Annotated in this window: 16 protein-coding genes; 9 read left to right on the top strand and 7 right to left on the bottom strand. The window is 57.3% G+C overall.

The window, feature by feature from the left end; genetic code table 11:
• Positions 1–107: 107 nt before the first annotated feature.
• The 5 genes from QP995_RS00115 to arsC all read right to left on the bottom strand — a co-directional run bounded on the left by QP995_RS00115 (position 108) and on the right by arsC (position 4,454).
• Complete coding sequence (locus tag QP995_RS00115) at positions 108–968, bottom strand: ABC transporter ATP-binding protein (protein ID WP_049189321.1); 861 nt, start codon at positions 966–968, stop codon at positions 108–110.
• Entirely contained in the window at positions 965–2,062 is a 1,098-nt protein-coding gene (locus QP995_RS00120) for a FecCD family ABC transporter permease (protein WP_284852780.1), read from the bottom strand. Before QP995_RS00120 ends, QP995_RS00115 begins: the two co-directional genes overlap by 4 nt.
• Before the next feature lie 142 nt (positions 2,063–2,204).
• Complete coding sequence (locus tag QP995_RS00125; protein ID WP_016422348.1) at positions 2,205–2,372, bottom strand: antitoxin; 168 nt, start codon at positions 2,370–2,372, stop codon at positions 2,205–2,207.
• Positions 2,373–2,514: 142 nt separating this feature from the next.
• Entirely contained in the window at positions 2,515–3,912 is a 1,398-nt protein-coding gene (locus tag QP995_RS00130) for an MFS transporter (protein ID WP_049189323.1), read from the bottom strand.
• A 197-nt stretch (positions 3,913–4,109) separates the two neighbouring features.
• Positions 4,110–4,454: an arsenate reductase (glutaredoxin) gene (gene arsC, locus QP995_RS00135; RefSeq protein ID WP_284852781.1), complete on the bottom strand. Its 345-nt coding sequence runs from the start codon at positions 4,452–4,454 to the stop codon at positions 4,110–4,112.
• A gap of 275 nt (positions 4,455–4,729) precedes the next feature.
• Here arsC and QP995_RS00140 point away from each other — a divergent pair, with 275 nt between their 5' ends.
• The 7 genes from QP995_RS00140 (at position 4,730) to QP995_RS00170 (ending at position 9,807) form a co-directional block, all read left to right on the top strand.
• Complete coding sequence (locus QP995_RS00140; RefSeq protein ID WP_284852782.1) at positions 4,730–5,860, top strand: metal ABC transporter substrate-binding protein; 1,131 nt, start codon at positions 4,730–4,732, stop codon at positions 5,858–5,860.
• A gap of 23 nt (positions 5,861–5,883) precedes the next feature.
• Positions 5,884–6,552, top strand: a complete 669-nt coding sequence (locus tag QP995_RS00145; protein ID WP_410397476.1) for a metal ABC transporter ATP-binding protein — start codon at positions 5,884–5,886, stop codon at positions 6,550–6,552.
• Entirely contained in the window at positions 6,542–7,372 is an 831-nt protein-coding gene (locus QP995_RS00150) for a metal ABC transporter permease (protein WP_016422353.1), read from the top strand. Before QP995_RS00145 ends, QP995_RS00150 begins: the two co-directional genes overlap by 11 nt.
• On the top strand, positions 7,365–8,183 hold the full coding sequence (locus QP995_RS00155; RefSeq protein ID WP_147722511.1) for a metal ABC transporter permease: 819 nt from the start codon (positions 7,365–7,367) through the stop codon (positions 8,181–8,183). Before QP995_RS00150 ends, QP995_RS00155 begins: the two co-directional genes overlap by 8 nt.
• A gap of 3 nt (positions 8,184–8,186) precedes the next feature.
• A complete protein-coding gene (locus QP995_RS00160) occupies positions 8,187–8,879 on the top strand; it encodes a metal-dependent transcriptional regulator (protein ID WP_147722513.1) in 693 nt (230 codons plus the stop codon).
• 92 nt (positions 8,880–8,971) lie between these two features.
• On the top strand, positions 8,972–9,289 hold the full coding sequence (locus tag QP995_RS00165) for a hypothetical protein (protein WP_147722515.1): 318 nt from the start codon (positions 8,972–8,974) through the stop codon (positions 9,287–9,289).
• Positions 9,286–9,807: a hypothetical protein gene (locus tag QP995_RS00170; RefSeq protein WP_049193626.1), complete on the top strand. Its 522-nt coding sequence runs from the start codon at positions 9,286–9,288 to the stop codon at positions 9,805–9,807. Before QP995_RS00165 ends, QP995_RS00170 begins: the two co-directional genes overlap by 4 nt.
• 13 nt (positions 9,808–9,820) lie before the next feature.
• On the opposite strand, the gene QP995_RS00175 is transcribed toward QP995_RS00170, so the two are convergent.
• Entirely contained in the window at positions 9,821–10,786 is a 966-nt protein-coding gene (locus QP995_RS00175; RefSeq protein ID WP_284852783.1) for a quinone oxidoreductase family protein, read from the bottom strand.
• Positions 10,787–10,816: 30 nt separating this feature from the next.
• Complete coding sequence (locus QP995_RS00180; protein ID WP_070549497.1) at positions 10,817–11,503, bottom strand: GntR family transcriptional regulator; 687 nt, start codon at positions 11,501–11,503, stop codon at positions 10,817–10,819.
• Positions 11,504–11,651: 148 nt separating this feature from the next.
• Between QP995_RS00180 and QP995_RS00185 the strand changes: the two genes are divergently transcribed.
• Together QP995_RS00185 and QP995_RS00190 are read left to right on the top strand one after the other, a co-directional pair.
• On the top strand, positions 11,652–12,863 hold the full coding sequence (locus QP995_RS00185; RefSeq protein WP_049193630.1) for an NRAMP family divalent metal transporter: 1,212 nt from the start codon (positions 11,652–11,654) through the stop codon (positions 12,861–12,863).
• A 91-nt stretch (positions 12,864–12,954) separates the two neighbouring features.
• Entirely contained in the window at positions 12,955–13,728 is a 774-nt protein-coding gene (locus QP995_RS00190) for a LamB/YcsF family protein (protein WP_049193632.1), read from the top strand.
• The last annotated feature ends 53 nt before the right edge of the window (positions 13,729–13,781 follow it).

Raw genomic sequence — 13,781 nt, forward strand, 5'->3', positions numbered from 1 at the left:
GTACTTCCTTGAGTGTTGAGTTTTGATTGTTGGGGAGTTTTCGGTTGCGTTGGTGCTAGCTGGAATCAGACAGTGTGAGTCAGACAGTCTGAAACAGCCAACTGCAATCAGTCAGCCGGGCGAGCCCGAGCCAACGCCGTCACTCGCACCGAACCGGTATGTGGATCGGTATCGACAGCACTGGAGATGCGATAAATCGCATCTATTCGGGGAGGTGTTAGCACCGCTTCGGCGGAACCAGTGACTTCCAATCCGCCGTTGTGAATCACACTGAGCCGGTGACAGCTGCGGGCCGCGAGGTTGAGGTCATGAAGAACAACTCCGATACCGTGGCCTTCGTCGGCTAGCTCGCCGAGCAGCTCGAGGATTTCCAGCTGAAACCCGATGTCCAAGGCCGCAGTGGGTTCGTCGAAAAGCATGACCTTGGCCTGTTGCGCCAATAGCTTTGCGATGAACACCAATTGCCGCTGCCCGCCGGACAGAGCTGTGATAGGGCGGTCGGCGAGTGCGGTGACACCAACGCGGTCGAGCGCGTAGGCGACGATGTCGTGGTCCGTGGAGTTTAGTGAGCTGCGGAAACGGTCACGCCGACGGTGGTGCGCGTACCTGCCGAGTGCCACGACAGTTCGAACGTCAATAGCAGCATCGGCCGGTGTGTGCTGCGGCAGGTACGCCAATCGAGTGGCGCGTTCGTGGGCGCGAAGCTTCGTCAGCGGCGCGCCGAGGAGCTCAACCTGACCCGAACTCGGTGTCACAATGCCAGCCATAGCACGGAGCAAGGAGGATTTTCCGGTACCGTTGGAGCCGATGATGCCGTGGACTTCGCCGGGGCGAATAGCAAGGTTCACGCCACTTACGACGGTCCGATTGCGGTAACCGACACTGAGGTCGGTAGCCCGCAGCAGCGCGGTGCTGTCGGTGTCTGGCTTAGTGACGTGGTCGGTGAGGTTTTGTGTCTGCTGACTCATGGTTGGCGACCACCTTGCCGAAGAATCAACGCGAGTAGCGCAGGTGCGCCAAGGAACGCGGTGACTGTGCCAGTTTGCAGTGCAACTGGGGAAAAGAGACTGCGGGCGACGAGGTCGGCGAGAATGAGAAACACTGCGCCGAGGCACATAGAAATGGGCAGCAGGCTGCGGTGATCGGGGCCGATGGCAAGGCGAATCAGGTGAGGGACGACCAATCCGACAAAGGAAATAACGCCAGTGACAGCGACGCCCGCTGCCGTGACTAAAGCAGCCAGGGCGAGTAGCAGTTGCCGGATCCAGACTGTGCGCATACCAGTGGCAGTGGCCTGTTCTTCGCCGAGGAGGAGCAGGTTGAGTTCGGGAATGAGCATCATCAGGATAACCGTGCCGACGGTAATGGGGCCGACTGCCAGCGCTATGTCCTGCCAATTGGCAGCAGTTAAATCGCCGTTGAGCCAGAACATGGCCTGTTGCGCGTCATCACTGTGTGGCGCGTTCGCGATGGTGGCGGCGATGACTGCGCCGAGGAACGCATTGAGCGCAATGCCGACGAGCAACAGGGTGGCTCCACTGCCGCCATTGAGACCGGCGACGATCTGGACAAATATGACAGCCAGCAACGCGCCTATGAATGCGCCTGCCGAGAGGACCCACGGCGCTTTCGCGGCCACGCCAGTGACGATGAGAATAACGGCTACCACTGCTGCACCGGAGGAGACACCGGTAACACCAGGTTCGGCCAGTGGATTGCGAAAGACTGCCTGCATGGTTGCGCCCGCGACAGCGAGCGAGGCACCGACCAGCCCCGCCAACAGGACACGGGGCAGCCGGATGCTCCAGACAAGTGATTGCGTGGCAGGGGATATCTCTGGCAGGAGGTGGTTGAGAGCTGGGAGGTCGTCGGAAAGCGTATTGATGAGCGGGGTGAGCAGTGCGACGATGCCGTTGCTGAAACCTGTTCCCGCGGGGCCGATGGAGATTGCCAAGAGGATTGTGGCGGGGACGGCCAGGAAAAACAGAAAGCCGAAGAGCCGGGCTCGAAGTTTTTGGTTTCGAGTACGCGGAAGAGAAGCTCTATCGACAATAGTGTTCACTTGGCTAATGATGGACAATGTGAAAATAATTGTCAATAAAGGCGTGTCAGCGGTCCTGTGGGATCTCCTAAGGACAGCAAAACCCCGCACCAGCTCCCCTGTGAAAGTGGGGTGCTAATGCGGGGTGAAGAAGCTCTGTAGCTTACTTCTTGTCGCCCAGGCGCTCGTCTGCCATGTCGCGAACCTTCTTGATCTGGTCGGCCTTGTCCTCGCCGAGCTTGTCCTTGCCCAGCTGCTCAGCCTTGTCCAGAACCTTGTCGGTGTTCTCTTCGTTGCTCAGTGCTTCCTTGGCCTTGTCCATAAGTCCCATGGTGAAGTCTCCTTCCATTCGTAATGTCTACTCGCGTTTTTTCGTTTGTGACATAGAGTGTACCGATGAATTGGCGACCTTGCGACCGTATTGGCCCCACGGAGTGAAGTTGATATTCGACTAGCAACACCGTGGCCGACAGTTATTGAGCTGTTTTGGTGCGGGCTTCATCTGCCTTGTGCATGACATCGCGCTCGTACTTGCCGACGAACATCATGAGGACAAACGCTATAGCGACAACGCCAATGAGGGTTGCGAATGTAACATTCCAGCCTGCGAAGTCGATCAAGAGGCCGACACCAGTCGAGGCGAGTGTTGCGCCGAGAAGGTATCCAAACAATCCAGTGAAACCAGCTGCGGTTCCCGCAACATACTTAGGCGAGAGGTCGATGGCCTGCAGTCCGATGAGCATGATTGGACCGTAAATGAGTGCGCCGATCAGAGAGATGAGCACGTAGAACATCCACAATGGTGCCGTAGCGGGTAGCTGCCAGTACGCGAAAATGGTGATGCCGGTGCCGACCAGGAAGAGCATGCCGGCGCCTGAGCGCCAACCCTTGAAGACCTTGTCGGAGACCCATCCGCACAGCAAGGTGCCCACAATTGCTGCGCCCTCGTAGAGCATGAATCCGATGATTCCGCCCGTGACGTTGGTCTTGTGCAATTCGTTTGTCAAGTAAATCGGAATCCAGTTAAGAACTCCGTAACGGAGTGCGTAGACGAACACATTGGCCAGCGCCAGCATGACGATAACCGGGTTGGTAAGAACATGGTTCTTGACGATTGTGAACCAGGGTTCTTGTGCCTCGTCATTAGTTCCTTCGACCTTGTCCGGGTCGTTCCGGTATTCCTCTACCGGAGGCAGACCCATGGATTGCGGGTTATCTCGAATCAGCAGGAATGCGATGGCGGCAATCACGAGCGCGACAATTGCCGGTAGCCAGAATGCGGGAGTCCAGTCGGCGTCGGAAGTGGCGAACGAATGCAAGCCCCAGGCTGCCAGAGCACCGCCGACGGCGGCGCCGACATTGTGGGCAGTGTTCCAGATCGACATCAAAGTGCCACGCTCGGATGTCGAGAACCAGTGGACGACAACTCGTCCAGAGGGCGGCCAGCCCATGCCTTGGAACCAACCATTGATGAACATGACTGTCGCGAATATTGCAACAGAGGCGCTGATTGCTGGGACGAATGCAACAAAGAGGTTTACGACCGCGGACAGTGCTAGGCCAAGCGGGAGGAAGTACCTGGCATTGGCTCTGTCGGAGAGCATGGCCATGAAGAATTTGGATAGGCCGTAGGAGAACAGAACTGCATTGGCTACGATGCCGATTCCGGCTGCGCCAAGTAGGTCGTGCTTTTCCAGTACGGCGGACACCAGGGGGATGTTATTTCTGATGAGGTAGAAGCCCGCGTAGCCGATGAAGATGCCCATGAACACGTTGAATCGCCAGGTTCGGTAGGTCGGGGCAATTTTCTCCTCGGGGAGGGGAGCTGCTGGGCCGGGTGCGCTGAGCCAGCCGAGCCTCTGACTGCTCATAATGACAGTCCTTTCGCTGAAGGCCGCCGTTGCCTCTAATGCAACCTGTGCGGGTGGTTAGGGCAGCAGGCGGGGAGCTTTATCGTTTCAGCGTTGAGTTTACAGAGACTTCAGTCTCTATTAACGGGGCATTAACCTCCCGGCCTTGGAGGTCTTTGAGAGGGGTTGGCGTAAAAGCAATTAATGCTTGTCACTGCCTAGAGAATGTCATTAATGGCCTCGGTGGGGCGAGCCATCCTTACCCCCTTATTGGTGACGACAAACGGGCGCTCAATCAGGCGTGGGTGTGTGACCATTGCGTCCAGCAGTTCCTCGTCGCTGGAGTCCTTGGAGAGTCTCAGTTCCTTGAACTCTGCTTCCTTGGTGCGCACGGCATCGATGACGCTCAGGCCGGCCGCCTCGATTAGCGAGCGCAGCTCGGTCTTGGTTGGAGGAGTGTCTAGGTACTTGATGATTTCCGGCTCGATTCCGGCTTCGCGCAGTACGGCGAGGGCCTGGCGGGACTTTGAGCAGCGGGGGTTGTGATAAATCTTCGCTTCCATGCCTCCATCATGGCTGATGTTGTGGTGTGAAGGTTGATGGAGCGGTGTAACTGTATGTGGTGAGACCTTGTTCATTATTTATCCTGAAAGGCTGTAAAGCCGATAACACTTAAGTTCAATAGGTTGAAAATAGTTGTCGTTAGGTTTACTCTCACACGTGATAGATGAACGGCGAAGTGCGCCCCAACCGCCCCTAAGGTGACCAGATTTACTGAAGCGGCCGGTCAGCGTAGCCGTCGTAAAGCAATAACAAACAATCAAGAGCGGACACCAACATGACAATTTCCGGAAAACTTTCGCGATCAGCTAAGTCCATGTGTGCGGGCCTTTCGATCTTGCTAGCGGGCGCTGGCCTTGCAGCGTGTGGCGATGGCAGTGAGGGAGCCAGCGGCGAGAACCCAATCAACGTCGTTGCTTCCACGACGCAGATTTGTGATTACGTGAAGCAGCTGGACATCGATGAAGTTGATTTGACCTGCCTGTTGGCGCCGAATGCAACAGCACATGAGCTGGAAATGACCCATGAGCAGCTGACCAAGACTGGTAACGCCGATCTCTTGTTCGTCAACGGAGTCGATTTGGAGCACTTCCTGGACCAGGCGATTGAGTCCTCGGGCTTTTCCGGAACGATGGCAGTAACCAGTGGCGTTCTCACTGCAGGTGACGTAGATGCCATGAAGGCAGCCAAGGACACGGACAAAACAAAGCCGCTGCCACCAGAGAAGGCGAAGAATGGTAACTACACCATTGACCGAGGGGTGGAAAAGATTGATGTCGCCCCATGGCCATTCCCGCCGGAAGAACCCGGTGAGGAGGCGGAATTCCGCTTCGATCCGCATGTATGGACCTCACCGAAGAACGCCAAGATCCAGGTTGCCAATATCGGCTACGCCCTGGAACAGATCGCTGAGGAACGTGGCGACAATGAGCTGAAGTCCACCATCGCCGACCACGTTGCGGCCTACCAGGACAAGCTGAATCAGCTGGATGAGTGGGCAAATAAGTCCATCGCCACCGTGTCGGACCCTGTGCTGTTTACCAGCCACGATGCCTTTGGATACTTCTCCCACGAGTTCAATATCAACTTCATCGGCGCAGCGCTGTCTGATTTCAACGAGCAGCAGGATGCCACGGCCGCGCATATCGCCGAGGCGGCAAAGACCGTGAAGGATGCGGGTGCAACCGCGCTGTTTGCGGAGAACTCGAACAACTCGAAATCAATTGAGGCGATCGCCAAGGCCGCAGGTGTCAAGGCCATCGTTGGTGAGGACGCACTCTACGGCGACTCCCTTGGTCCGGCTGGCAGTGATGGCGAGACCTACATCGGTTCCATCATCCACAACGTCACTCAGGTTGTGACGGCATGGGACGGAACTGTCGCGCCCCTGCCGGAGGGCATCAAGTGAGCCGTAACCACTTAGCCAACCCCATGTCTGCCGAGCCCATAGTCACGCTCCGCGATGCCTCATTCGGCTACACGGCGGTACCCATCGTCAATCACATCACCGCCAATGTCGCGCCGGGTACCGGGCTTGCACTCATCGGCGCCAATGGCTCTGGAAAAACGACTGTGCTGCGCGGAATCCTAGGTGGGACTCGTCTTCTCGCTGGTGAGATGCACAACAACGCGAAGATTGTGTCCTACGTCCCGCAGTCGGCAGACCTCGATCGCACTTTTCCGGTCACGGCGTTCGATGTCGTCGCCATGGGGGTGCTGCACGAACTGCGCCCCTTCCAACCGCTTGGACACCGCAAAGAACGCATCCACGCAGCGCTAGCCAAAGTCGGGCTTGCCGACCGCACCAGTGAACGTTTCGGCAACCTCTCCGGTGGTCAGCAGCAACGCGTTCTGTTGGCGCGTGCCATCGTCGCACGTCCGCAACTCGTGCTTCTCGACGAGCCGTTCAACGGCCTCGACACTGAAAATCGGGCGATGCTGCTGAATCTCCTCAACGAACTGAAGGAAAATGGCACGGCAATTATCGCGGCCACCCATGATCTTGTTCTTGCTGAGGAGACCTGCGAAAACACATTAATTGTGGCGGAGCAGCCGGCTTTTGGTGCGACCTCGAAGTTGGTGCCAGCCTATGTGGACTGAGCTTGCGAATGAGCTTGGGGTAGCGCCTTTCATGTTCAGGCCACTAGTGCTGCTGATTGCCCTCGGGGCGGTCTCTGGCCTGGTCGGTGTCATCGTGAACCTGCGTGGCCTCGAGTTCAATGCCGAGGCCATGGTGCATTCGATTTTTCCCGGAATTGTGGCCGGTGCCGTATTCGGCGGCATCGACATGATTATCCCGGTGGCTGCAGCATTTGCGGTGGTAGTGGCAGTAGCACTGACCTTGGTATCGCGCTCGCACATGTCGGAAGCCGGAGTGGCAGTTGTACTGACCAGCTTCTTTTCCATCGGTGTGATTCTCTCGCTGAAGAAAGGTGACCAGTCAGGACAGCTGGAAGCGCTCATGTTCGGGCGACTGCTGGAAGTCACTGACTCCCGTCTCACCAGCGCCCTGATTGTCTGTGCCATCGCCTTGGTTCTTATCGCAGTGACCTGGCGCCGGCAGGTGTTTGTTGCCTTTGATCGCTTCGGTGCCAAAGCCGCAGGCGTCAATGTGTGGGGCATCGACCTCACCATTAACGCGGCGATTGCTGCGGTCGTGGTGTCGTCGGCAAGCGCTGTGGGCGTGCTTCTGGTAGTCGGATATCTGGTCGTGCCGGGAGCGGCGGCGAGACTGCTGACTCGCCGAGTTCATGTGATGGTGCCGATTGCGATTGCAGTGGGCTGCCTCAGCGGAATCGTTGGTTTGGCACTGGTGCCTTTGGGGCCGGTGTCGCCTCAGGCAGTCGTCGCGCTGACCTCGGTGGGACTGTATTTCATGGCACTGGGGCTGCGCGTCGTGCTGGGAGGAGACCGTGTCTAGCATCCTGATTTTGCCCATTATCGAACTGATACTGGTAGGAGCCCTGGCTGGAGTAGTTGGGGTGCTCGCGGTGCTGGGAAAACAAGTGTTCTTCGCAGAAGCGATTACACATGCGACTTTTCCCGGCGCGGTTGTGGGCGTTGTTATTGCGGCAGCGCTCGGCCTGAGCCACTCGTGGATTTCGGTGTTCCTCTTTATCGGAGCATTTCTGATGTGTATTCCGATTGGGGCACTGTTCGGTCTGTCAAAGGTGGGAACGACGTCCTCGGCGGCAGGAATTGTGCTGACATTTGGGTTCGCACTGGGCTACTTCCTGAACAAGTGGTTCGCCCCGTTGCCGGTGAAGGTAGAAAGCTTCCTGGTCGGCAGCGTACTTAACGTGAACAAGATTGATATTGTGCTGTCCGGTGGCCTCTTGCTGCTGGTGGCGTTGGTGCTGGTGGCTCGGTGGCGGCAGCTGATTTACTTCACCTTCGACCCGGAGTCTTTCGGAGTCGCGCATTCGAGCAGAAAAGCACAGCTGGTCATCAGCGGGCTAATCGTTCTGACTCTGGTGGCGCTGATTCCGGCTGTCGGCACGATTCTATCCATCGCGCTGTTGGCTGCCCCGGCAGCTGCGCTCGTTGGGGTAGTGAACGATACCCGTTTGCTATTCGTGTTGGCGCCATTGATGGGTATCGCGATTGGCCTGGTGGGGCTATTCATTGCGGTGGCGGCGAATCTGTCAGTTGGTGGCTGCATTGGTGTATGCGCCGGCTGTTTCTATGTCCCCCTCAAGATTGCGTCAACACGCAATAGCGCTAGAGTTTGAAGAATGCACGTGGAGGATTTACCAGCAAAGACCCAGGACTACCTCAAGGTCATTTGGGATTTGCACGAGCGCACCGGTGAAAAAGTGGCACTTGGCGACGTCGCTGAGCGGATGGGCGAAAAGAAGCCCACCGCCAGCGAGGCTGTAAAGAAGCTAGCTGCACGTGGCCTTGTCAACCACGAGCCGTATCGGGGCATTAGCCTGTCGGACCGTGGGCGAGACATTGCGCTAATCATGGTGCGTCGCCACCGGCTGATTGAAAGCTTCTTGGTTTCGACTCTGGGATACACCTGGGATGAGGTTCACGAGGAAGCCGAAAAGCTTGAACATGCGGTCTCGGATGATTTCATTAGTCGCATTGATGCAATGCTGGGATTCCCTGAGCGCGATCCGCATGGCGATCCAATTCCCAGCGCAAGCGGTACCATCGCCAGCGCAGTGCGCACCGACCTGACGGATATCGAAGCCGGCGCGATGGTGGTAGTCGATCGCATTAACGACTCCGACCCTGAACTACTGCGCTATTTGGCGACATCAGGGGTAGGACCGGGGACCGTGCTCCGAGCCGAAGCCGCACCATATGCAGGCATGCATGTCTTTGCCATCCTCGATGAGGCGGACGATACCGAGCCAAAGAAAATTCATGTGGCAGACTCGGCACTATGGGCAATCAAGGCGACTCCAACAACGAACTGACGAGGGCCGCAGCGCGCTCTTACTATAAGGTGTCGCGGAATCTCACTGGGCCAACTAAAGTGCCACCCGCACCGTCAGTTTCGTTCGACAGCGTGAAGAGTGCTCGTCGACAGGCATATGCCAGTGTCGAGAGCGTTGATGTGCCACTCAATGCCATCGCTATCTCGCCTGCTGAGCAGCAGGAACACATGGCTAATCTCGAACGCCGCTTGAATGCCTCGACCAAAGACATGCGGGCACTGCTGGACTACGAAGAGCGCCGCATTGCGGTCACTAGCACCGTCAAAGAGGCAATCGTCTATACGCTGCTGGCAATACTCCTTCTGGCAGCAGCCATTGGACTTGGCTACGCCAGCCACCTGGGGGCCGATGCGATTTTGAATGCTGCGGCGGAGGTGACGCCGCGATGAGTAAACGCTCAGGCTCCGACAACGGGTGCGCGACGGTCATTGTCGTATTTTTCTTCTTCGGCCTGATTGTTCAGCTCTTCGGTGTCACGCTGTGGATTCTGCAATATGCATTGCCAGTTGCGGGCTTGGTGCTTGCGATTCTCATTGCATACCAGGCGTGGGTCGGTGTGCGCCGCAGCGCTGAGGCGCACGAGCTCGCCGAGCGTAATCACGCTGAGCTGCAACAGATTGCCATGGACACCGAGTACCAGCTCACCGCAATCCTCTCTGCCTGGGACAACGTGAACACCACAATGGGTGTCGGCACCATCTACAAAGATGTATTTGCCTCCGGTGAGGCTACGCCGGAGCTCATCGAGCTACGCGGTGAGCTCTCTCGTGCTCGGAAGCTAAACAACCGACTGCGCGAGCAGCGTGAAACTATGACCAACCGGGAGCTGGTGGAAGCCATCTCTGATGCCGACGCGCTGTGGTGCTCGCTGACGAAGACGTATCAGAACGCTCGTCGCGAGCTGTAGTAACGCACCTGGTTTACTCGACGGTCATCACAATCTTGCCGTCAGCGTGCCCGTCTTCCAATACTCGGTGGACCTCCGCGACCTCGGTGAGATTCTTAGTCAGTCCGATAGGAAGTGAAATCTCACCGGCAACCACGCGGTCGGCCAGGTCGGCGTAAATAGTCGTGTCATTCGAAATAGCCGGAATGTGCGCCTCAATGCCACGTTCCTTCGCCGGTGCCAGATCGGCCAGTGAAGGTAGCGCCACGATCCGACCATCCGATGGCAACACATCCAGCGAGGGCAGGAAGGTGTCGAAGTACACGCCATCGAGCACAACATCAACGCCCTCGGGGAACCGCCGGCGCACAGCCTCGAATACATCTTCCGCTGTGTAATCAATATGCTGCGCGCCAAAGCCCACTAGTTTTTCATGATGGCGTGACGACGCACTGGCCAACACAGTTGCGCCACGGGCAACCGCCAGCTGTGTCATCAGCTGGCCAACACCGCCACCTGCACCATGGATGAGTACGGTGTCACCGCTTTTTACCTTTGCAAGCTGCTCGACAGCGACGGTCGCCGTGATTCCCACTAGGGCAAGACCCGCAGCGGTAACGTCGTCAAGCGAATCGGGCGTTCGGACCACACCGTCGGCGGGGAAGACGTTGTGCGTTGCGTAGGTGCCGCGGAAGTCGTCGAAGCCGCGCATGCCGAAGACACGGTCGCCGGGGACGAAGCTGTCCACACCTTCGCCGACGGCAACGACTTCACCCGCGGCTTCGCGTCCGAGGACGGCGGGAGGGTTGAATTTTGTGCACAGACCGGAAGAGCCATCGCGCATCTTGTAGTCCAGCGGATTCGCGCCGATGGCTGTGGTTTTGACCAGGATTTCGCCGGGACCGGGCTGAGCATGATCGATAAGTGTCCTGGTGAAAATGTCAGCGGGGCCGAACTCCGGAATGGTCATTGCGTATGCGTTGCCTGAATTTGCTGCCATGTCCATCACTGTAGTCCTAGCAGCTAATTATCAACGGTCGGCAAGCGGGAGGGCAGCGGTGACGGCACTGAACGACTCATTGAGGTAGGCGCTGAGGAGGTCGGCGGCGTGGTTTGGGGTGTCCTCGATGAGAACTTTGGCGATACTGATGTGGCGATCGGCGTATCGGGCATGGAGTTCGATGCTTTGGGGGTAGGAGAGGAAGCAAAGACGGAGTTGGGCCTGAATTGATTCGGCGGTGGCTAACAGGTCGGGGGACCCGGAAGCTCTGACGATGGCGAGGTGAAAGGCATTATTCCGTTCGGGAAGGTTCAATGATGACTGTGAACCACAAATAGAAAGAATCTCTTCGCCGAGGAGCTTTGCCTGGCTCTTGCTTAGCGATCGCAGTGTTCCGCATTCGACGACATGGCGAAAGGCATACAGTTCGCGGATGCGTTGTTTGTCGAAGGAGGCTATAAAAACGCCGTGATGAGGAATATGAGTGAGTAACCCCTCAGATTCCAGCTTGCGGTAGACCTGTCGGATGGTGTTGCGGCTGACCTGCAGTCGCGCAGCAAGTTGGGTTTCACGGAGCTGCTCGCCGCTATAGTGCTTTCCGGCGAGAATCTCTCGGCGCAGGACAGTTGCGGTGACATCCGCTACTGAAACGTCTTGTTGTTTTTCCCCAGAGGACGTGCGGGTCTGATCGTCGAGGATGTTTCCGGGGGTAGTCATGTAATACAGACTACTAAAGCACTTTTGTGTGGCGGCCATCACCAATTAACATACGAGACATTGTTCAACAATCTCTGTGCAGGCGATCTTCAACGTAGGAATCCTTCAACGTGGGAATCGTCAGACTTGTAGGGAAAGGCCTTACGCTATGGACGCTTCAACATCTGCCCATAAGGCGCGGCGAACGGCACTCCTCGGCGCCGTATTCCTGATGGCGACCAGTGCTATCGGGCCGGGCTTCCTCACCCAGACCGCAACCTTTACGGCCAAGCTTGGCGCGGCTTTCGCCTTTGCCATTGTGATCTCGGTGCTTCTTGATATCGCGATTCAGCTCAACGTGTGGCGAGTGATTGCTGTCTCTGGACGCCGCGCGCAGGAGCTCGGCAACGCCGTGCTTCCGGGGCTGGGCTGGTTAATGTCAATTCTCATTGTCATCGGTGGTGTGGTCTTCAATATTGGCAACGTCGGCGGTGCTGGACTTGGTGCGAACGCGATGTTGGGCGTGGACGCAAAGATTGGCGGCATTGTTACTGCAATCCTCGCCATTGGCTTCTTCCTCTCCCGGCGGGCGGGTATGGCGCTGGACAAGGCACTCGTTGTGCTCGGTGTCGTGATGATTCTGGTCACTGGAATTGTGGCGTTCAGTTCTAACCCGCCAGTAGGGGAAGCACTGAAGAACACGGTCATGCCCGACACGATTGATTTGTTGGCAATCATCACGCTCGTCGGTGGCACTGTTGGCGGTTACATTACTTACGCTGGCGCTCACCGCATGCTTGATGCTGGCGCCGGCGGTGTAGAGAACCTCGCACAGACCACTCGCTCATCTGTTACGAGCATCATCGTCACAGCCATCATGCGTTTCCTCCTTTTCCTAGCTGTCTTGGGAGTGGTTGCGGGTGGCGTGGTCCTCAATACGGATGGAAACCCCGCTGCAGAGGCATTCCAAGCTGCGGCAGGAGATTGGGGTATGCGCTTCTTTGGCGTTGTCCTGTGGGCTGCGGGAATCTCGTCGATTGTGGGTGCCAGCTACACCTCAGCAACATTTCTGACTCGTTCCTCGGGTGCTGGAGCCAAGACTCAAAACACGATCACCATTGTCCTAATTGCAATCTCCACGCTGCTCTTCGGTGTCATCGGTACGGCTCCAGCGACGCTGTTGGTTTTCGCCGGAGCCTTCAATGGTTTGGTTCTTCCAATTGGCGTTACTGTGCTGATTTACATCGCGCTGTTCCGTGCGGATCTCATGAATGGTTACAAGTACCCGAAGTGGTTGGCGGCTATCGGAATCTTGGGTGTCGCAGTCGCCTGGTTCTTGGCGTGGCGCTCATTCGGCGGTGTGTTTGAAATGCTCGGCTAATCCCCCCCGGTTTCTCGCACAGCTCAGATGAGAACCAACATAACAACGGTACAAAGACCAGCATTATTACTTGGAAGGAGCGGTGACGTTTATGGGCGCCACTATCGATCTCAACTCTGACCTTGGGGAAGCGTTCGGCTCGTGGAAGATGGGTGATGATATCGCTCTGCTGAACATTGCGACCAGTGCCAATATTGCCTGCGGGTATCACGCGGGTGACGCTAGCGTCATGATGGAGACCTGTGAGGCAGCTGCCGTGCGCGGAATTCGCATCGGCGCGCACGTCGCCTACCGCGATCTCGCCGGATTCGGACGACGACGCATGGATTACTCACATCGAGAATTGCGAGCCGAAACCGTCTACCAGATTGGTGCACTTTCGGCATGTGCACGGGCGGTGGGTACCGAAGTTTCCTACGTCAAGCCCCACGGTGCCCTCTACAACCGCATCGCAGTGGATGAAAATCAGGCCGCTGCAGTGGTGGAGGCGCTCCTGCTCGCTCGCTCCACCTGCGGAGATGAGCTTGCCATTATGGCGCAGCCGGGGTCGGTCATCGAACGGCTCAGCCTCGACGCGGACCTCCCTGTGATTAGGGAAGCTTTTGCAGATCGCGCTTACAACTCCGATGGAACTCTGGTGTCCCGAGTACTCGAGGGGTCGGTCATTGTAGAACCCGATGCCGTCGTCAAACGCGTCATTGCAATGGCTAGCGGGGAACCAATCGTCGCCTACGACGGTTCACCGTTGACCGTGCAGGCTGACTCTATTTGTTTGCACGGAGACACCCCTGGTGCGGTCGAACTCTCCCGTATGATTCGCCAAGGGCTCGTCGACGCCGGAGTCACCGTCGCTGCCCACGTATAGCGCGGACTCGCACACCGGTCTTATCAACCGCAGTTTTTCAACCCCGCAAGAAA

The sequence above is a fragment of the Corynebacterium sp. MSK032 genome, assembly GCF_030232065.1.
Lineage (GTDB): Bacteria > Actinomycetota > Actinomycetes > Mycobacteriales > Mycobacteriaceae > Corynebacterium > Corynebacterium jeikeium_D.